The 19,771-nt window shown below is 65.4% G+C and carries 17 protein-coding genes; 7 read left to right on the top strand and 10 right to left on the bottom strand.

The window, feature by feature from the left end; genetic code table 11:
- On the top strand, positions 1 to 1,263 hold the full coding sequence (locus IFU00_15385) for a CoA transferase (protein ID MBD8543666.1): 1,263 nt from the start codon (positions 1 to 3) through the stop codon (positions 1,261 to 1,263).
- A gap of 46 nt (positions 1,264 to 1,309) precedes the next feature.
- Here IFU00_15385 and IFU00_15380 read toward each other — a convergent pair whose 3' ends face one another.
- Positions 1,310 to 1,513, bottom strand: coding sequence for a hypothetical protein (locus tag IFU00_15380; GenBank protein MBD8543665.1), 204 nt, complete (start codon positions 1,511 to 1,513; stop codon positions 1,310 to 1,312).
- 269 nt (positions 1,514 to 1,782) lie between these two features.
- Here IFU00_15380 and IFU00_15375 point away from each other — a divergent pair, with 269 nt between their 5' ends.
- Positions 1,783 to 3,432 carry a DUF4394 domain-containing protein gene (locus IFU00_15375; GenBank protein ID MBD8543664.1) on the top strand — a complete coding sequence of 550 codons (1,650 nt, stop codon included), beginning with the start codon at positions 1,783 to 1,785 and terminating at the stop codon, positions 3,430 to 3,432.
- Between the two features lie 86 nt (positions 3,433 to 3,518).
- Here IFU00_15375 and IFU00_15370 read toward each other — a convergent pair whose 3' ends face one another.
- From IFU00_15370 to IFU00_15355, 4 genes are all read right to left on the bottom strand, one after another.
- Positions 3,519 to 4,214, bottom strand: coding sequence for an anti-sigma factor (locus tag IFU00_15370; GenBank protein MBD8543663.1), 696 nt, complete (start codon positions 4,212 to 4,214; stop codon positions 3,519 to 3,521).
- Positions 4,211 to 4,768, bottom strand: coding sequence for a sigma-70 family RNA polymerase sigma factor (locus tag IFU00_15365; protein ID MBD8543662.1), 558 nt, complete (start codon positions 4,766 to 4,768; stop codon positions 4,211 to 4,213). Before IFU00_15365 ends, IFU00_15370 begins: the two co-directional genes overlap by 4 nt.
- Positions 4,769 to 4,842: 74 nt before the next feature.
- Positions 4,843 to 6,579, bottom strand: a complete 1,737-nt coding sequence (locus IFU00_15360) for a response regulator (protein ID MBD8543661.1) — start codon at positions 6,577 to 6,579, stop codon at positions 4,843 to 4,845.
- Positions 6,566 to 8,068, bottom strand: coding sequence for a circadian clock protein KaiC (locus IFU00_15355; GenBank protein ID MBD8543660.1), 1,503 nt, complete (start codon positions 8,066 to 8,068; stop codon positions 6,566 to 6,568). The genes IFU00_15360 and IFU00_15355 overlap by 14 nt, the downstream gene beginning before the upstream one ends.
- 452 nt (positions 8,069 to 8,520) lie before the next feature.
- On the opposite strand from IFU00_15355, the gene infA reads away from it, so the two are divergent.
- A complete protein-coding gene (infA, locus tag IFU00_15350) occupies positions 8,521 to 8,787 on the top strand; it encodes a translation initiation factor IF-1 (protein MBD8543659.1) in 267 nt (88 codons plus the stop codon).
- 112 nt (positions 8,788 to 8,899) lie between these two features.
- Here infA and IFU00_15345 read toward each other — a convergent pair whose 3' ends face one another.
- The 5 genes from IFU00_15345 to IFU00_15325 are packed head-to-tail and all read right to left on the bottom strand — an operon-like array spanning position 8,900 to position 12,644.
- On the bottom strand, positions 8,900 to 10,108 hold the full coding sequence (locus tag IFU00_15345; protein MBD8543658.1) for an MFS transporter: 1,209 nt from the start codon (positions 10,106 to 10,108) through the stop codon (positions 8,900 to 8,902).
- Between the two features lie 10 nt (positions 10,109 to 10,118).
- Positions 10,119 to 10,997, bottom strand: coding sequence for a hypothetical protein (locus IFU00_15340; GenBank protein ID MBD8543657.1), 879 nt, complete (start codon positions 10,995 to 10,997; stop codon positions 10,119 to 10,121).
- A 14-nt stretch (positions 10,998 to 11,011) separates the two neighbouring features.
- Positions 11,012 to 11,803: a hypothetical protein gene (locus tag IFU00_15335; GenBank protein ID MBD8543656.1), complete on the bottom strand. Its 792-nt coding sequence runs from the start codon at positions 11,801 to 11,803 to the stop codon at positions 11,012 to 11,014.
- Positions 11,793 to 12,302, bottom strand: a complete 510-nt coding sequence (locus tag IFU00_15330) for a hypothetical protein (protein ID MBD8543655.1) — start codon at positions 12,300 to 12,302, stop codon at positions 11,793 to 11,795. Before IFU00_15330 ends, IFU00_15335 begins: the two co-directional genes overlap by 11 nt.
- Positions 12,303 to 12,350: 48 nt before the next feature.
- Positions 12,351 to 12,644 (bottom strand): DnaJ domain-containing protein, encoded by a 294-nt coding sequence (locus IFU00_15325; GenBank protein MBD8543654.1) that lies wholly within the window; start codon positions 12,642 to 12,644, stop codon positions 12,351 to 12,353.
- Positions 12,645 to 12,843: 199 nt separating this feature from the next.
- Between IFU00_15325 and IFU00_15320 the strand changes: the two genes are divergently transcribed.
- The 4 genes from IFU00_15320 to IFU00_15305 all read left to right on the top strand — a co-directional run bounded on the left by IFU00_15320 (position 12,844) and on the right by IFU00_15305 (position 19,758).
- Positions 12,844 to 14,598 carry a glutamine--tRNA ligase/YqeY domain fusion protein gene (locus IFU00_15320; protein ID MBD8543653.1) on the top strand — a complete coding sequence of 585 codons (1,755 nt, stop codon included), beginning with the start codon at positions 12,844 to 12,846 and terminating at the stop codon, positions 14,596 to 14,598.
- Positions 14,599 to 14,695: 97 nt separating this feature from the next.
- A complete protein-coding gene (locus IFU00_15315) occupies positions 14,696 to 16,864 on the top strand; it encodes a metallophosphoesterase (GenBank protein MBD8543652.1) in 2,169 nt (722 codons plus the stop codon).
- A 187-nt stretch (positions 16,865 to 17,051) separates the two neighbouring features.
- Positions 17,052 to 18,920: a CHASE domain-containing protein gene (locus tag IFU00_15310; protein MBD8543651.1), complete on the top strand. Its 1,869-nt coding sequence runs from the start codon at positions 17,052 to 17,054 to the stop codon at positions 18,918 to 18,920.
- 235 nt (positions 18,921 to 19,155) lie between these two features.
- On the top strand, positions 19,156 to 19,758 hold the full coding sequence (locus tag IFU00_15305; GenBank protein MBD8543650.1) for a glycine-rich domain-containing protein-like: 603 nt from the start codon (positions 19,156 to 19,158) through the stop codon (positions 19,756 to 19,758).
- Positions 19,759 to 19,771: the final 13 nt, after the last annotated feature.

Genomic DNA, 19,771 nt, shown 5'->3' with positions numbered 1-19,771 from the left:
ATGACGCCATCTTCCGCTTCCACTTCCGCTTCCACATCGCTGCCCAAGGCGCTCGGCCACATCCGCGTGCTCGACCTGTCGCGCGTGCTGGCTGGCCCGTGGTGCGCGCAGAACCTGGCCGACCTGGGCGCCGATGTGATCAAGATCGAGCGCCCCGGCAGCGGCGACGACACGCGCGCCTGGGGCCCGCCGTATGCGAAGGACGCCGCTGGCCGCGATACGCAGGAAGCGGCCTACTATCTGACGGCCAACCGTGGCAAGCGCTCGATGACGGTCGACATCGCCAGCAGCGAAGGCCAGGCGTTACTGCGCGAACTGGTGCTGTCATGCGACGTGGTGCTCGAGAACTTCAAGGTCGGGCACCTGGCGCGCTATGGCCTCGACTACGCGAGCCTGAAGGCGCTCAAACCCGACCTGGTCTACTGCTCGATCACCGGTTTTGGCCAGGATGGGCCGTACGCGCACCGCGCCGGCTACGATTTTCTGATCCAGGGCATGGGCGGCCTGATGTCGGTGACGGGCGAGCGCGACGATGTGCCCGGCGGCGGGCCGCAAAAGGCCGGCGTCGCACTGACCGACCTGATGACGGGCATGTATGCGACAGTGGCCGTGCTGGCTGCGCTGACGCATCGCGACCGCACCGGTGAAGGCCAGCAGATCGACATGGCGCTGCTCGACACGCAGGTGGCGATGCTGGCCAATGTCGGCAGCAACTACCTCAACAGCGGCAAGGCCCCGAAGCGCTGGGGCAATGCGCACGCCAATATCGTGCCTTACCAGACCTTTGCCTGCCTGGATGGCCACATCATCGTCGCCGCCGGCAACGATGGCCAGTACCAGAAGTTCGTCGAAGCGGGCGGCCGGCCCGAGCTGGCGCTCGATGCGCGCTTTGCCACCAACCCGCTGCGGGTGCAGCATCGCGATGTGCTCGTGCCGCTGCTGGCCCAGATGGTTGGTGAAAAGACGCGCGCCGACTGGATCGCGCTGCTGGAAGAGCACGGCGTGCCGTGCGGGCCGATCAACGACGTCGGGGAGGTGTTCGCCAACGAGCAGGTGCAGGCGCGCGCGATGGCGATCGCGCTGCCGCATCCGAGCGCCGGCGAAGTGACGCTGGTGCGCAATCCGATCCGCATGTCGGCCACGCCGGCCACCAGCACCGTGGCGCCGCCCACGCTGGGCCAGCATACGCTGGACGTGCTGCGCGATGTGCTGGGCAAGAGTGACGCCGAGATCGCGGCCCTGCAGAACCGCGGCGTCGTCTAGCGCCATCTCCCTCCATTCTGGCGGCCGCCCGGCCGTCAGGGCTGCCTCAGCGCACGCGGGTCCAGGCCCGCACCGACGCGAACGCCAGCAAAAAAAACGAACAGATCAGCAGACTGAAGATCGCGCCGGCAATGTAGAAGCCCGGCGTGAATGGGGTACCCGACAAGACCGACCAGGCCTTGATGCACGAGACCGACCCGGCCAGCGAAAAGGCGGCCACGGACACGACCTCACCCAGGGAAACACGCATGACGACACCGTTGAAACAGGGGTTGCTGGTGCAGGACGGCTGCACCAGAATTTCCCTACAGTAACATGCGACATTGTCATCAAAATGCGTGCATTCTCACATGCACGCAGGCTGCATGCATCCGCCGGGCTACGCAGAAAAATTTATTTTCATCCGGCTGCATCCAATCCTGCATCTGGTGCGTAGTACCCGTGTCGACATGGCAGCCTGCCCGCGGGCCATGCGCCCTGATCCACTTTGACGACCCATTCTACTAATAAGGACACATCATGAAAAAACCACAATTCGCCAAGCTCGTCCTCGTTTCTTCGATCGCCCTTGCGCTGACCGCCTGCGGCAGCGACGACGACGACAACAACGCCGCGCCGGCGCCGATCACCCCGCCGCCGGCGTCCGCGACTGTTGGCGATGTGGTTGCCCTGACTGTCAGCAACCGTCTGATCTCGTTCGACCGCGCCGCCCCTGCGACCATCCGCACCAATGTGCTGGTCACCGGCCTGCAGAGCGGCGAAAACCTGGTCGGCATCGACATGCGCCCGGCCGACGGCATGCTGTACGGCGTCGGCTCGACCGGCCGTCTGTACACGCTCGACCCGACGACTGGCGCTGCCACCAACAAGTCGCGCCTGGCCGCTGATGCCGCCGACACCACCGACGCGTTCACCGCGCTGGCCGGCACCAACTTCGGCGTCGACTTCAACCCGATGGCCGACCGCCTGCGCATCGTCAGCAACACGGGCCAGAGCCTGCGCATCAACGTCGACACCGGCGCGACGACCACCGACGGCAGCATCAACGGCGGCGCAGCGAACACGGCGATTTCCGCCTCGGCCTACACCAACTCGTTCGCCGGCACCGGTTCGACGACGCTGTTCGGCATCGATGCCGTCAACAACACGCTGTACACCCAGAATCCGCCAAATAACGGCACGCTGGCCAATCCGGTCCCGCTGGGCATCGTCGCCGGCGCCGTCAACGGCTTCGACATCGATGCACGCACGAACATGGGCTATATGGTGGCCACCGTCGGCGGCGCACGCAATCTGTATGGCGTGAACCTGGCCGCCACCACCGCACCGACCACACTTGTGGGCGCGCTGGGCGTGACCGAAGACATCCGCGGCATCGCGCTCCGCGCGGCGCAGACGCCGGTCGTGCTGGGCCTGACCGACGATAACCGCCTGGTCGGCTTCAAGGTCGGTACGCCGAACACGCTCGACACCAACGTCGCCATCAGTGGCCTGGCCGCGGGCGAAGTCGTGCTGGGCATCGACGTGCGTCCGCGTGACAATATGCTGTACGGCCTGACCTCGACCGCGCGCCTGATCACGATCGATCCGGCCACCGGCGTCGCCACCGTGAAAGCCACGCTGGCAGCTGACAGCACCGACACCACGCTGCCGTATACCGCGATTGCCGGCACCGCGTTTGCCGTCGACTTCAATCCGGTGGCCGACCGCCTGCGCGTGATCAGCAACAACGGCCAGAACCTGCGCATCAACGTCGACACCGGCGCGACCACCACCGATGGCGTCATCAACCGCGCCGGCGTGGCCCCAGTTGTGGCAGCTGGCGCCTACACCAACAGCATCCTGAACGCGACCACGACGCAGCTGTTCGACGTCGACAGCGCCAGCTCGGTGCTGGCCCTGCAGAACCCGCCGAATGACGGCACGCTGGTCAATGTCGGCCCGCTGGGCGTGACGATCGCCGGCGACGGCGGCATGGACATCGCCGGCGGCGCGAACGGCCTGGTGCTGGCAGCGCTGCGCACCACCGACGGTGGCCCGACGTCGCTGTACCGCGTCGACATCACCACCGGCGCCGGCGCGCTGATCGGCGGCGCCGCCAACCCGGCCGCATCGCGCATCGGCAGCGGCATGCCGGGCGTGAAGGACATCGCGATCTGGCTGCGTTGATCTGGCTGCGTTAATCAGCCCGTAGATTGAACAAAGGGCGTTCCCGCTTGCGCGGGAACGCCCTTTTCCATTGGTGTGCGCGATACCTAGATGACGACGGCGCGGCCGATGAACAGGATCGGGCCAGTCGGCTTGCCGATCGGGGAGCCGGCTTCGGGCTCCAGCGTGATCTCGAACAGCTGGTTCGGCACGATCTTCGGCAGCTTGTCGAGCTTGACCTCGACGGTCTCGCCCGGCTTGACGAGGCCCAGCGACACGGGACCGGACCAGTCGTCGGCCTTGGTCCACAACTGCAGCGCGCGCTGCGCCGGCACGGCGGTCGCCACCAGCGGTTCGAGGCGCAGCGTCGTCGCCCCCGTCATCTTGAGCACCCAACCAGGCGCCGCGTTCTGCGGCGCGGCCAGCACGACCATATAGTGCGGCTGCTGCAGGTCGTTGACGCGCAGGCCGACCACCACCGCCATGACGGCAGCGGCGGCAAACCCACCCGCGGCCAGGCCGCGCCACAGGCCCAGGCGCTCCCACCAGCCGGCGCGCGCAGTCGGCGCTGGTTTGGTGACAGGCCCCAGACTGCGCTCGATGCGGGCCCACAGCGACGCCGGTGGCGTGCTCGGTTCGACCAGCGTCGTCAGGGGCAGCAGCCGCGTTTCCCAGAAGGCGACGGCGGCGCGCAGCGACGCATTGTCGACCAGTGCAGCGTCAACCTCGAGCCGCTGGGCGCGCGGCAGCGTGCCGAGCACGTATTGGCCGGCGAGTTCGTCGTAATCGTGTGTTGCGTTCATACCATGCACTCCCGCAGCGCGCTCATGCCGCGCTTGATCCAGGCCTTGACCGTGCCCAGCGGCGACTTGAGCCGCTCGGCGATTTCACTGTGCGAGAAGCCATCCACATAGGCATGCAGGATGCTGTTGCGCTTGGCCGGATCGAGCTGGGTCAGGCACTCGTGCAGCCGGCCCATGTCCTGGCGCAGCTCGAAAGCGTCCTGCATATTGGGATCGAAGGCGTCGGCGTCGAGCGCATCGAGCGTGTCTTCGTCGACGCCGACTTCGTGGGCGCCATCGCGCACGGCGTCGAGCGCTGCGTGGCGCACGATCGTGTACATCCAGCCGCGGCCCGAACCACGCGTGGCATCAAACGTGCCGGCGCGGGTCCAGATGCTCACGAAAGCGTCGTGCACGACGTCTTCGGCGCTCTGGCGGTCGCGCACGATGCGCAGTGCCACGCCCAGGAGGCGCGGGCTTTCCTGGTCATACAGCCGGCGCAGGGCATGCCGGTCGCCGCGGGCGCAGGCGCCGATGGCGGCTTCGTAGTCGAATGGGTCGGGTGCGGTTGTCACGGTGGTCCGTTGGCAAGTGGCGTCTGTCGGATTATATAGGCGCAATCAGACTTGAATCGCGCACTGCGTGCGCGTTACGCCAGGACCGCGCTCTCGCGCTGGCGCTGGCGATCCAGGGCCTGGCCGACGCTCACGGCCAGTTCGGCCAGCTGGAACGGCTTGCGCAGCACGATATCGTCGCCGATCACCTGCTCGATCGCCTTCATGTCGGCGTAGCCGGTGGCGATGATCATCGGCAGGCCCGGGAACATCGCGCGCGTGCGCACCATCAGGTCGGCGCCCGTCATGCCGGGCATCAGGTAATCGGTGATCAACAGCTCCGGGCGCGCCCGTTGCAGCGCCGCCAGGCCCGCTTCGCCGTCGGCTGCCTGCGTCACCTGGTGGCCCAGCGCTTCGAGCGACGACACCATCGAGGCGCGCACGAAGTCGTCGTCCTCGACGATCAGGATGCGCGCCGGGTGGCTTGCGACCGGCATCTGCGCCAATGGCGCCGGCTCGGCCTCGTCGATATTGGTGGCGGCGCGCAGCCAGATTTCCACTGTGGTGCCCACGCCCTGTTCGCTGAGGATGCGCGCCGCGCCGCCCGATTGCTGCGCCATGCCGTACACCTGGCTCAGGCCCAGTCCCGTGCCCTTGACACCCTTGGTCGTGAAGAACGGCTCGAACACCTTGGCCACCAGATCCGGCGCCATGCCTTCGCCGCTGTCGGTCACCGCAATGCGCACATAGTCGCCCTCGGCCAGCAAGCCGGCCGGCGGCGCCGACAGGCCCGCTGCAAACACCAGCTCGCCGCCGGCCGGCATCGCGTCGCGCGCATTGATGGCCAGGTTCAGCAAGGCCATCTCCATCTGGTTGCCATCGGCCAGCACCGCGGCGCAGTCGTCGTCGACGGCAAAGCGCAGCCGGATGGCCGAGCCCACCGAGCTGGCCACCAGTTCGCGCACGCCGTCGAACAGCAGGCCGATATGGGTTTCGCGCAGGTCGAGGCTCTGGTTGCGCGCGAACGCCAGCAACTGGCTCGTGAGCTTGCCGCCGCGCTGGCAGGCGCGGCGCGCGATCTCGGCGCGGCCCTTGGCCACATCGTCCTTCGACATCAACAGGATCAGATCCATGCTGCCCTGGATCACATTGAGCAGGTTGTTGAAGTCGTGCGCGATGCCGCCGGTCAGACGCCCGACCGCTTCCATCTTCTGGTACTGCGCCATCGCCTGCTGCACGCGCTCGCGCTCGATGATTTCGTTCATCAGGCGGTCGTTGGCCTGGGCCAGCGCTCGGGTGCGCTCGTCGATGCGCGATTCGAGCGTTTCGTTCAGGGCAACGAGTTCCTGCCGGCTGTCGTGCAGGCTCTGCGCCGTGCGCTCGCGGTCGGCCAGCACGTCGCGTGCCTGGTACTGGCGGCGGCGCGCGCGCAGGGCCGAGATGCTGGCGCTGCGCAGCGTCTGCGCATTGAGCGGGCGTTCGAGCAGGATCACATTGCCGTAGTCGCCCAGGCGCTCGCGCGCCGCGCCCTGCTGCAGGCCGACGGTCTTGGCCAGCAACACGATGAACGGAAAGTCGGACCACGGCGCCTGCGCCTCGAGCCAGGCATGCAAGGCCCTGGCATCGACGTTCTGCAGCGCTTCTTCGGCCAGGATGGCCGCGCCGGCGCCCTCTTCGATCGCCGCGGCGAGCTGGGCGAAGTCGGTGAAGGCCTTGCACTCGAGGCCATCGCGCTGCAGCACCGACGCCATGACGTCGGCGTCGCGCCCGCGCGGCGCGAAGATCAGGATGCGCTCTTCGTGCGCGCTGCGCGGCTGGCTATTGCCCGGCATCTGGAACCGGAACCATCATGGGCGTGGCGCCGCGGTAATTGGGGATGCCGGTCAGCACGCCCTCGAAACCCACGAGCGGCGCGCCGATACGCACGCCGCCGTGGCCAAGCTGCAGCTCGTGGATCGTCTGCGCGTGCTGCGTGGTGCGGCTCTTGATCACGCTGATGGCGCGCCGCACATTGCCGCTCGTCTCAAAGAAACGCATCAGCACCGTGCTGTCGCTCAGGTAGCTCAGGTCGACGTCGGTGCGGCCTTCGGCCATCAGGCCATGCTGGCCCAGGATCATCATGGTCGTCACGCCCTGCTGGTTCAGGTACGACAGCAGTTCGTGCATCTGCAATGTCAGGAACTGTTCGCCCGGCATTGCCTGCAGGTAGGCGTTCAGGCTGTCGATCACCATGAAGCGTGTACTCTGCTGTTCGACGGCGTCGCGCAGCAGCTGCGCGAATTCGCCAGGCGAGAGTTCGGCCGGATCGAAGTGGCACATCGCGAGCTGGCCGGTGGCCAGGTAGGGCCGCAGGTCCAGTCCCAGCTGCGTGCTGCGGGCAAAGAAGGTGCCCAGGCCTTCGTCGAACAGGTAATAGGCCGCCTTTTCGCCACGCTCGAGCGCGGCCAGCAGGCAGCGCGTGGACAGCGTGGTCTTGCCGATGCCGGACGGGCCGACGATCAGCGTGTTGGTGCCGCGAATCAGGCCGCCGCCCAGCAGCGCGTCGAAGCCGTCGGAGCCGCTCGAACCGACCAGCGGCACGAAGTCGCGCACGTGTTCGGCGGCGACCAGGCGCGGGTACATCGTGATGCCGCCTGTGTCGAGCGCATAGTCATGGTAGCCGCCACGGAAGCGAATCCCGCGCATCTTGAGGATATTGACGCGGCGCCGTTCCTTGCCGTAGTCGCGCGCAATCTGCTCCAGGCTGATGACGCCGTGGGCAATGCTGTGCAGCTGCTGGTCGGACTGGTTGGTCTTGTCATCGAGCAGCAGGACGGTACAGCCGCGCGCGGAGAAGAATTGCTTGAGCGCAAGAATCTGGCGCCGGTAGCGCAGCGGATTCTGAGCCAGCAACCGCATTTCGGACAGGCTGTCGAACACCACCCGCACCGGTTGCAGTTGGTCGACCCGGTCCATGACCTTGCGCGTCGTTTCGCCCAGCTCGATTTCGGATGGATGGAACACGGACTGCTGCGAGTCAAGATCAAGGTCGTCTTCACCTGCCAGCTCGTAAATCGACAGCGGGGTCAGGTCCCAACCATGGCTTTGACCCACCGCAATCAGTTCGTCGGTGGTTTCGGACAGGGTGACATACAGGCCGGCTTCGCCCCGCGCCATTCCGTCGAGCAGGAATTGCAGGCCGAGCGTGGTCTTGCCGGCGCCGGGCGAGCCTTCGACGAGATACACGCGCTGGGGCGTCAAGCCACCACCCAGGATGTCGTCGAGGCCGGCGATACCGGTGGAAATGCGGCCCGTTATATTGGCGGAAGTGCGGTCGTTCATGAGAGCAGCCCAGGAAAGTCGGCCGATCGACACGTGGGGCAATTGCTGCACGCGAAAGACCTGGTGAAAAGCGTTGCTTTTTGCAACGGAAGTTAAGCAGATTATATCGTCATTATGCGTGCGCATGAGCCGCAGAGCGGCAACCGTGCTACACTATCGCTTGTATGGCATCGATTACTCCTCCACGATTACAAAGTTTCAGGAATGACAACACGAGATTGCCACTGGAAAATTCTACTACCGTCCCCATATCGTGTTCCTGTGGACAAATGATTCGCGCAAAGCGCGACGCCACGGCACGAGATGGCACACGGGCCGCAACACCCAGCGAAGTCAATATTATTCCCATCCTGACACCGCCTGCTTCACGCAGGCCGCATCATCCGCCAGCCCGTGCGCCGCGCGCCAGGCTGGTGTGATTACCCAATATTAAAATTTACAGGAGCTCCATCATGGCAAAAGAAGAACTCATCGAAATGAATGGCGTCGTGGCTGAAGTGCTGCCGGACTCGCGTTATCGTATCGACTGCGAAAACGGCCACAAGCTGATCGCTTACACCTCGGGCAAAATGCGCAAGAACCACATCCGCATCATTGCCGGCGACCAGGTCAGCCTCGAACTGTCGCCGTACGACCTGAGCAAGGGCCGGATCACTTTCCGTCACCTTGGCAAAACCGGCGGCGCACCGCGCCCGCAAAACCGCGCAGCTCGCCGCTGATCGGACAACGCCACGCTTCGCAGCGTGGCGTTTTTACTTGTGCGACCGGTTTTCAGCCGGCGCACGGTAACGGTATTGCCCGCGACCCGGTATTGCCCCCTGCTTACTCCAGCTAGTAGTTCACCGGCAACGGCGCCAGGCGCCGCAGATGCAACGCAATCCCCAGGCCCACCCCCAGCAATCCCGCCAGCAAGGTCACGACACCGGTCCAGTCCCAGTGCTCGTAGACATACCCGCCCGACCAGCCCACCACGCTCGATCCCAGGTAATAGAAGAACAGGTAGATGCCTGAGGCCAGCGCCTGCGGCGCCCGTGCGCGGCGCCCTACCCAGCTGCTGGCCACCGAGTGCGACGCGAAGAAGCCAAAGGTCGCCAGGCCCACGCCCAGCACGGTGGCCACCAGCGAATCGGCCAGCGTAATCAGCAACCCGGCGATCATCAGCCCCATCAGGAGCCACAACACGTTGCGCCGCCCGAGCCGGTCGGCCAGCTTGCCAGCCCACATCGAACTGACGATGCCCAAGAGGTACAGCAGCGACAGCAACCCGACGGCGCTTGGCCGCAGGTTGAACGGCGCGCCCAGCAGGCGGTAGCCGATGTAGTTGTACAGCGTGATGAACGCGCCCATCAGCAGGAACGACAGCGCGAACAGCCACGGCAGCCCCGGATCGCGCAAGTGAATGCGCACACCGGCGAGAAAGCCGGGGCCGCGGGCCGGCAGCGTGGCGCCATGGCGCGAGGCTGGCAGGCTGCGTGAGAATTCCCACGCAGCGTACAGCCCGGCCGCACCCAGCACGCCGAGCGCGATGCGCCAGGAGGCGAAATCGCTGATGAAGGCCGACAGCACCCGCCCAGTCATGCCGCCAAAGGCGCTGCCGCTGATGTACATGCCCATCGACAGGCCAAGGGATGTGGGTTCGATCTCGTCGCCCAGGTAGGCCATCGCCACGGCCGGCAAGCCGCCCAGCATCAGACCCATGCAGGCGCGCAGCGCCACCAGGTGGATGTAGTCGGAGGCAAAGGCGCAGCCCAGCGTGAGGACGGCGCCGCTGAGCATCGAGCCGACCATGACCTTCTTGCGCCCGAAGCGCTCGGCGACGTTGCTGGAGCCCAGTAGCGCGAGAGCCAGCGTGGCGGTCGCCACCGACAGCACCAGACTGCTCTGCGCGGGTGACAACCCGAAGTCGCGGCCCAGCAGCGGCATCAAGGGCTGCACGCAATACAGCAGTGCAAAAGTGGAAAAACCGCCAAACGCCATGGCGCGGTTGATGCGCCGGAACGCCGCGCTGCCGGCGGCAATGCGGGCGCCCGGCGCGCTCACCTGGCAGCCTTCACGGATACTCGGGATCGAGCTCCGACCCGGCGTAGTTTTCCATTTCGGCGAACAGCTGCTTCATCGTCGCCGTCGTGCCAATCAGTTGCAGCACCGTGCAACTGGCGCGGTAGGTGGCGATGCGCGCGGCGATCACGGGCTGGTGCGCCGGCGGCACGCGCGCCATCAGCTCGGCCCAGCCGGCTTCGAAGTCGGGATTGTGCTTGCGCACCGCCTTGACGAAGCGTTCGAACTCGCGCTGGCCAGTGCGCGCCGTGATGCGCGCGCCGCCCTCGGCCGCGAAGATGACCGCCATCGCGATCACGCCTTCGGCATTCAGGTCCGGATCGACGACCGCGCCCTCGTAGTGGTGCTTGCGCAGCCACTCGGCCGCCTTGACGACTGCCTGGACTTCCTGGCGCTGGCGCACCTGGCCCAGGTAGCGCTCGTAGCCCGACCACGTTTCGCCCGGATCGGCCGTGCAGATGTCGACGAACAGTTCTTTCAGGCGCCGCTGCGCATAGATCGGGTCGAGATCGTACTCGCTCACCAGGCTGTCCTCGGGCAGCGCGGCCAGCTCGCGGATCAGGCGAAAGCCCGCCTGGAATGCGTGCTCGGCGCCCTCCCCGATCAGGATGTCGAGCGCATCGAGGTCGCCCTCTTCCTCGGTCTGGATCAGATGTTCGAGGCCCAGCGAGATGCCGCCGACCGTCAACAGCAGCGCGCGCCCGATGCCTTCGGCGGTGCGGTCGTTGGTGAACTTTTCGGCCACCATGGCGGTGATTCCGGACAGTTCGTCGGCCAGGATCGCCGCTTCATCGGGCGTGGCGTCGACCGGCAGCAGCCGGATCGCGCGGATCAGCCGGGGCGGCTTTTCAATGACAATGGCAGGCAACATGCTGGGGCCTGCCGTCACGAAAAGATGTCCGAGCCCAGGCTGCGGCGCGGGCTGCGGCGCGGCATGCTGCGCACCGACGGCACCTGCTTGCGCAGGCGGAGCAGCAGGTCGCGGGTCGAGCGCTGCATGAATTCGGACTCTTCATCCGGATCGTCCGGCAGTTCGATTTCGGCCATCTCGGCGCTGTGCCTGAATTCCGGGAACAGCTCCAGCAGCGAACGCTCCCAGCCATCTTCGCTGGCCTTGGCCAGGTCGACCGCCAGCGGCACGATGTCGCTGTCGGCACTCGTCTGGCCGCTCACGTAACGCCCCTTGGACAGGATTTCGCCTGCCACTTCGAGGATTTCGCGCGGGGCCAGCGACCACATGATCGCGAAGATCGTCGCGCCATGGTCGGTGGCCGATGCCGCTTCGAGCAGCTCGTTGCGGCGCTCTTCGTCGTCCTGCGCATACACCACGCCATGGACGTGGTTGAACAGGTTTTCGGCGATGCGCTCGGGATCGTCCTCGATCAGGTTGTCGGGCCAGGTCGCGGCGATGTAGGCCAGACTGTCGGCCCAGGCCTTGGGCGGGACCAGCATCGTGGCCAGCGACGTCTTGCCGCCGTCAAAGCCGGCCAGGTGCAGCGCCGTCACTTGCGGTGGCAGGTCGCTGAGCACCTGCGCCACGGCGTAGTCGCCATGCTCGTCGGCCGCTTTCGAGAACACCTCTTCGGCGTGGTCGAGCGAGCCGGCCAGCACCAGGTCGCCCACCTGCTGCGTCAGGGCCGGCAGGTGTTCGTTCTTGCTGCCGGTGTCATCGCTCATCGCGGTCTCCTTCGTCGAACAGGCCGCTGAAGTCGTCGGTTGCTTCGCCGTCTTCATCGACATCGTCGCCATCGTCATTGCGGCCCAGCTGCTCGAGCGACTGGTCTTCATCGTCCCAGCGATTCTGGTTCTTGAACAGGAATGCGGTGATGATCGCCTGGCGCGCCAGCTCGGGGAAGTTGGTCGTCATCGCTTCGTACATCTTCGCGCCATCGTCGCCCGTGCATTCGGCCATCGCAAACACCTTGGAAGGGTCGCCGTCGGCGTAGTCCAGTGCTTCGCCCATCAGGCCCTTGGCGTCCAGGAAGCGGATCTTGTCGACCAGTGCGAAGGCCATCATGTTGACGTCGTCGATGCCGCCGCCGTCGGCGTATTCCGACACCAGGGCGTTCACCATCATGTCGTAGTTCTTGCGGTTCGGCGGGTCGCCCAGGGTGCCTTCGATCTGGCCTTCCAGTTCACGCGACTGGAAAGAGAATTCGGGATGTACGTTTTTCATAGTGTGTCCTGTAGATGGGTATGGCGGGCCGCATGCGCGGCCGAGGCGTCAGTGCGCGGGCAGGTTGACGCCGTTCAGGGCGAACAGCGAACGCCACAGCTCGAAGGCTTCGGCTTCGGCGTCGAGCACGATGCGGTGATTCAGGCTCTGGTTGTATTCGTCGCGCCTGGCGCGGTCGGAGAGGATCTCGTAGGCCTTGCTCACGGCCTTGAAGCGCGCCTCGGCGCCCGGCGCCTGATTGCGGTCCGGGTGATAGCGCATGGCCAGCGAGCGGTAGACCTTCTTGATCTCGTCGTCGGTGGCATTCGGGGCCACGCCGAGGATCGCATATAAATTTTCCAACAGAAACTCTCCCGGCGTCAGCCGTCTGGCAATGAATCACGGTTTAAAGAGAGATTATCCTATAGAAAAGGTTCGACGGGGCGCGGGTGCCTGCTTTTGCGGGATGGCGGTGGCAGCAGGCAGGGTAACGACGAGGGCATGCTACAGGGTCGCTGTCTACGGTAAAATGCCCGACACCTTACCCTCCCAGAACTATCTCATGAGCAACGACAAGAATTCCCCGGCGCCGGGCAACGCACCGTCGTCGAACTTTGTGCGTGCCATCGTCGAATCCGACCTGGCCGCCGGCACGCATGCCCGTGAGGGCCTGCCGCCCGTGATCACGCGCTTCCCGCCCGAGCCGAATGGCTACCTGCACATCGGCCACGCCAAATCGATCTGCCTGAACTTCGGCCTGGCGCGCGACTACGGCGGCCTGTGCCACCTGCGTTTCGACGACACCAATCCCGAGAAGGAAGACCAGGAATACGTCGACACGATCATCGACAGCGTCAAGTGGCTTGGTTTCTCGTGGCAGCAAGACGGCCAGGAACACCTGTACTACGCCAGCGACTACTTCGACCAGCTATACGCGATGGCCGAGTACCTGATCCAGAACGGGAAAGCCTACGTCGACAGCCAGAGCGCCGAAGAGATGGCGAAGAACCGCGGCAATTTCGGCACGCTGGGCACCAATTCGCGCTTCCGCGACCGCCCGACCGAAGAATCGCTGCAGCTGTTCCGCGACATGAAAGCCGGCAAGTACAAGGATGGCGAACACATCCTGCGCGCCAAGATGAGCGAAGACGCGATGTCGTCGCCGATCATGACGAACCGCGATCCGGCCCTGTACCGCATCCGCCATGCGCACCACCACCGCACGGGCGACGCCTGGTGCATCTACCCGATGTACGACTACACGCACCCGATCTCGGATGCGATCGAAAACATCACACACTCGCTGTGCACGCTGGAATTCCAGGATCACCGCCCGTTCTACGACTGGCTGGTCGAGACGCTGGCCGAGGGCGGCTTCTTCAACAAGCCGGTGCCGCGCCAGTACGAATTCGCGCGCCTGAACCTGACCTATGTCGTGACCTCCAAGCGCAAGCTGCGCGCGCTGGTCGACGATGGCACCGTCACCGGCTGGGACGACCCGCGCATGCCGACCATCGTTGGCCTGCGCCGCCGCGGCTACACGCCCGAATCGCTGCAGCTGTTCTGCGAGCGCATCGGCGTGTCGAAAGCTGACGGCTGGATCGACATGAGCACGCTCGAAGGCGCGCTGCGTGATGATCTCGACCCGAAAGCGCCGCGCGCGATTGCCGTGCTGCGTCCTTTGAAACTCATCGTCGACAACTTCCCTGAAGGCGAGTCGCACGAGTGCAGCTCGCCCGTGCACCCGCACCATCCCGAGATGGGCAAGCGCACCTTCCCGTTCACGCGCGAACTGTGGATCGAGCAGGAAGACTTCATGGAAACGCCGGTCAAGGGCTACTTCCGCTTCACGCCGCCGCAGGGCGACCTGCCGGGCAGCCGCGTGCGCCTGAAGTATGGCTACGTGGTCGAGTGCACGGGCTTTGACAAGGATGCCGACGGCAACGTCACCGCCGTGCACGTGAAGTACTTCGAGGATTCGAAGTCGGGCACGCCGGGCGCGGACAACTACAAGGTGAAGGGCAACATCACGTGGGTCAGCGCCGCCAGCGCGCTGGAAGCCGAAGTGCGCCTGTACGATCGCCTGTTCCTGGACCCGCAGCCGGACGCCGGCGGCAAGGACTTCAAGACGGTGCTCAATCCGAATGCGCTCGAGACCATCACCGCGTATCTGGAACCGGGCCTGAAGGACGCCGTGGGCGACCAGCGCTTCCAGTTCGAGCGTCATGGCTACTTCGTGGCCGACCGCGTCGATTCGACGCCGGGCAAGCCGGTCTTCAACCGGGTGACGACGCTCAAGGACAGCTGGGGCAAGTAAGCAGCGGGTTCTACAGCCGGTCATGTAACCATCCGGTCATGTAACGATGTCATCCTCCGGGCATCTTGATGACCGGAGTAATTGCATGACCCGTCCAATGCATCACCGCGCCGCCACCTGCGCGGCGCTTTCCCTGCTGGCCCTGCTGGCAGGCTGCAGTCCCGGCGACAGCGACGCCCCTGTCGTCACGCAGCCGGTGCAAACACCGGCACCGGCACCAGTGCCGGTGAGCACCGCCGTCGCCTTCATGAGCGACGTCCACTTCCAGAATGTCTACGGCGACTTCAAGAGCAGCCAGTTCGCCGGGATCCCGACGAAAGACGGCAGGAACGCGACCATCCGCACGATGTATGCGCAGCTGACGTCCACGCGCCTGTTCAACGAAAACTACTTCGCCTTCTACGCCGCACTCGACGACGCCTATGCCAAGGGCATCCGCGTCGTTGCGCTCCCGGGCGACTATACCGACGACGCCCAGCCGATGAACGTCGACGGCATCGCCGAGATCATGAAGCAGTACCAGGCCAAGGGCATGCGTTTTTTCATCGCACCCGGCAACCACGACCCGGTCGAGCCGTTTGACGACAACGAAGCGGGCAAGAACGACTTTCTGACCAAGGACGGCAAGGAACAGAAGATCTACGCCACCGGCAATCCAGCGTGCCTGGCCAAGGACCCGACGGTAATCTGCACCGACCAGGTCATGGAACAAGGCACCGAACGCCTGATGGTCAAGATGGGCGAATTTGGCTTCATGCCGAACAAGGCCGACCTGCTGTGGGAAACCCCGTTCAGCAAGTACGACGCCGGCAAATACACGTATGACGCAGCCCTGGCGCAGTCTGGCGGCAAGAGCCGCGAATTCGAGATCTGCGCCGAAGGCTCGGGCGGCTCTTATAAAGCTGCTGGCGAGGCCAAGCTCGGCAAAGCCTTCACCAAGTGCACGAAGCTGATCGACACGACGTACCTGGTCGAGCCGGTCAAGGGCCTGTGGCTGCTGTCGATCGACGCCAATGTGTTCGTGCCGAACGCGAAGTTCGATCCGGCCAACCCGACCAGCTTCAAGGGCTTCGACGGCGCTGGCAACGCCGGCTGGAACAAGGTGATCACCCACAAGATGTTCCTGATGGACTACATCAAGTCGGTGGCCGCGCGCGCCAAGGCCGAGGGCAAGCAGCTGATGGCCTTCTCGCACTATCCGACGATGGACTTCTACGCCAACCAGACGCAGGCCATGAAGGACGTGTTCAAGTCGGGCGCGTTCCAGACGGCGCGCGTGCCGGACGCGAGCGTCGCCAATGCCGTGGCGGCCACGGGCCTGCGCCTGCACGTGGGCGGCCACATGCACTTCAACGGCACCAACGACCACACCGACGGCAGTGGCAACTACCTCGTCAACGTGCAGTCGCCGTCGCTGGCCGTGTATGGCGCCGCCTACAAGGTCGTGACCTACAAGGACGCCGAGACGATCGACGTCCAGACCATGCCGCTGTCGACAGTGCCGCGCTTTGCCGAACTGTTCCCGCACTACGTGGTCGAAAACGATTACCTCAAGGGCAGCTCGGTTAACGCCGATGTCGCCAAGCGCTGGGACCGCAGCATCCTCGACACCCGCTCGTACGGCGAATTCACGCACCAGTACTTCGGCGAACTGTCGCGCCTGCGCTTCATGGACGAATACTGGCCATGCGAGATGAAAGAAGCCGCGATGGCCCTGAACGGCAAGCAGATGCTGATCCTGTCGCAACTGCAGACCAAGGTCACGCTGGCGCAACTGAAGGACGCGCCCGGCATCCTGCCCTTGAGCGCCGCATGCGCCGCCGCCGGCACGCCCCCGACCACCACGGTTGCCGCCTCGACGCTGGCCACCGACTGGCAGGACGCCACGGTGCGCGCCGAACGCCTGGCCACGGCCGCCGGTCTGCGCCTGGACGACTTTGCGAACCTCACCCCGTACGCGTTCTACGGCGACTTCCACCGCACCGTGTATGCGGGCGAACTGGCCCTGCGCGACATGGGCCAGGCACGCGTGAACCAGTACAAGGTGCTGATGGCGGCGTTCCCTGCCTCGCCAGCGCCGATCGTGCGCATCGGCGACAAGCCGTCCGACCAGAACCCGGTGCACGTGCCGTTCCAGCAGCAGTTCAAGGGCGTCTTCGCGATCCTCAAGGGTCTTGGCTCGGCCAAGCCGAGCGACCATTTCACGGTCGACCTGAAGGGCAAGAAAGTCAGTAACGCCAGCAACAACGGGCTGAGCTTCAACTAGGCCGGCCCACGCCAACTGTGTCACGGCGCCCCGCTCGCAACGAGCCGGGCGCCGTGTTCTCATCAAAGAGCCGGCAGATTGCAGAACCTAGTAAACCTGCTAGCTACGGTAGAGGCCGACAATGCTTAGCGTGGAAACATGCGACACGCGCACGTCCACAACCAGCCTCACGTTCGTGAGATCCGCCATGCATCCAGACCGCCAAGCCGGGACGTTCGTACCCGCCGCCATGATCGTCGGCGTGGTGCTGTCGCTGGCGTTCGGGGCCGGCGCCTACTGTGCGACGTCCGGTGCGATCGAAAGCGATGCGCAGACACGCTTTCGCGCCATGGCGCGCGCCGCCCAGAACAATATCGATGCCCGGATCAAGAGCTACAGCGACGTGCTGCGCGGGGTCGCCGGGCTGTTTCGCGCCGAACCAGATACCAGCGCCGCCCAGTTCCACCAGTATGTCGGTGAACTCGACATCAAGCGCCACTTCCCCGGCATCGTCAACATCAACTACGCGCGCGCGGTGCGCGCCGACGGCCTGCCGGCACTGAACGACGAGTTGCAAAAGCGCCTGGCGCGGCGCGGCGTCGTGCATACCCCGTTGCTGACGGCGCCCGATCGCGATACCTACACGGTGCTGGTGTACATGGAACCATTGCCACTGAATCTGCTCGACCGGCTGGGGCTGGACCTGGAAGCGCGCGGCACGACCCGGCGCTCGCTGGCCGTGGCGCGCGATACCGGCAGCTCGAGCGCCTCGGGCACCCGCATCGCCTTGCGGCCCGGCCCCAACCAGAGCGCGCTGGCGCTGCGCCTGCCGGTCTACCGCAGTGACCTGCCCAACGACAGCGTACAGGCACGGCGCCTGGCGTATATCGGTTCGGCCGGTCTCGGCTTCGGCCTTGCGCCGCTGGTCGCCGGTGTGCTCGATGAATTTCCCGTCAAGGGCGTGCGCCTGGTGCTGACCGAGCTGACCGCACTGGCGCCCGAACCGGGCGAAGCGCCGCCGCGCGCCGTGCTGTACGACAGCCTGGCCACGAGCGCCCGACCCAATCCGGCCACCCCGCAGACCGACGACGGGATCTTTGCGGCCAGCCTGCCCATTGAATTCAACCAGCGCGTCTGGCGCGCCGACTTCAGCATTCTCAGGTCCGACATGTACACCCGCTTCGACATGTATTACCCATGGCTGGCAGCGCTTGCGGCCGGCATGAGTACCGCCCTGCTCTACGCGCTGTTCCAGACGCTGGCTTCGTCGCGCCGCAACGCGCTGCGCATGGCCGAGGAAATGACGCGCGAACTGCGCGCCTCGCAGACCAAGCTTCAGGCCAGCCATGAAAAACTGCGCCTGCTTGCCGCCCACGCGGAGCAGATCAAGGAAGGCGAGCGCAAGCGCATTGCGCGCGAAATCCACGACGACCTGGCGCAGAACCTGCTGGCACTGAAAATCGAGGCCGAACTGCTGGCCAACCGTACCCGCGGGGCGCAGCAGCGCCTGCACGCGCGCGCCGCCGCCACGGTGCGCCAGATCGACGTCACCATCCGCAGCGTGCGCCAGATCATCAACGACCTGCGGCCGAACGTACTCGATCTGGGCCTGTCGGCCGCCGTCGACTGGCAGGTGGCCGACTTCGCGCGCCGCACCGGCATCACCTGCGAGCTGGTGGATGACAATGGCGAGCACCGCATCGATGACAACAGTGCGACCGCGTTCTTCCGCATCCTGCAGGAGTCGCTCAACAACGTGGCGCGCCACGCGCGTGCCAGCGAGGTCGGCATCACGCTGCACCAGCATGCCGGCATGCTCACCATGACGATCTGCGACAACGGCGTCGGCCTGCAGCCGGGCAGCCGCAACCGCCACGGCTCCTTCGGCCTGGTGGGCATCGAGGAACGCATCGCCATCCTGGGCGGCTCGTTCTCGATCAACAGCAGCGGCATGGGCAGCGGCACCACGATCGTGGTCAGTATTCCGGTGGATGGTGCTCCAGGGGCCGGTACCCCGGCGGCAGCTGGCCCTGGCCTGCGCACTGACAGCACCCCAATCTCGCCCGTCGCCGCCTGAGGCGTCCCCTTTCCCAGCAACGGTGACGACGTCGCCCGTCACCGCGCTCGTCCATGCTCCCAAGTTTGATCTAGCGCAACTGCTGAGCTGAGCCAGCGCATGACAATGGCTGTGTCTGTCACAGGTCAATACCACCGGAATTTCCCGATAATGCGCTACGGAAATACCGCCTCAGACACCGTGACAGCCGCCAGCATTGTCCGATTCATCCACAAACATACACGAGGTGATCATGATGTCGACCCATACCGAATACGCCGCTTTCGAGGCGCTTGACCTGAATCCGATCAAGATGAAGCTGATGCACGAAGCGTCCGGCGAAGGCTGGTCCGAAATGCGCACCAACGCCGTGGAAACCGAATACCGGCGCTTCCTGTTCCTCATGAAAAAGTACCCGGATGCCGGCGCCTCGCCAACGGTCGATGTCGACACCTTCTGGCACTACCACATCCTCGACACCATGAAGTACGCACGCGACTGCGAGGCCGCCTTCGGCTTCTTCCTGCACCACTATCCGTACGTCGGCATCGCCGCCGGCACCGAAGGCGAGCATGTCCAGGCGGGCGAGCGCATGCGCGCGCTGTACGAGGCCGAGTTCGGTGTCGTGGTCAGGGGCGACGCTGCGTTCTGCGCGTCGCCAGGCAAGCCGGCCGGCGCCACCGCGTTCTGTGCGTCCCCGGGCAAACCGGCAGCCGCAGCGAATGCCACCGCCTTCTGCGCCTCGCCTGGCAAGCAGGTCGCCAGGGGCACAGACAGCACCTTCTGCGCCTCACCGGGCATGCCGGCCCTCATGACGAGCAAGATCGCATTCTGCGCGTCGCCCGGCAAGCGGGCATAGGCGACGGCGTGGA

It is taken from the genome of Oxalobacteraceae sp. CFBP 8761, from assembly GCA_014841595.1.
Classification (GTDB): domain Bacteria; phylum Pseudomonadota; class Gammaproteobacteria; order Burkholderiales; family Burkholderiaceae_D; genus Telluria.
The sequence above is the reverse complement of the archived record's forward strand: the minus strand, read 5'-3'. Positions and strand labels throughout refer to the sequence as shown.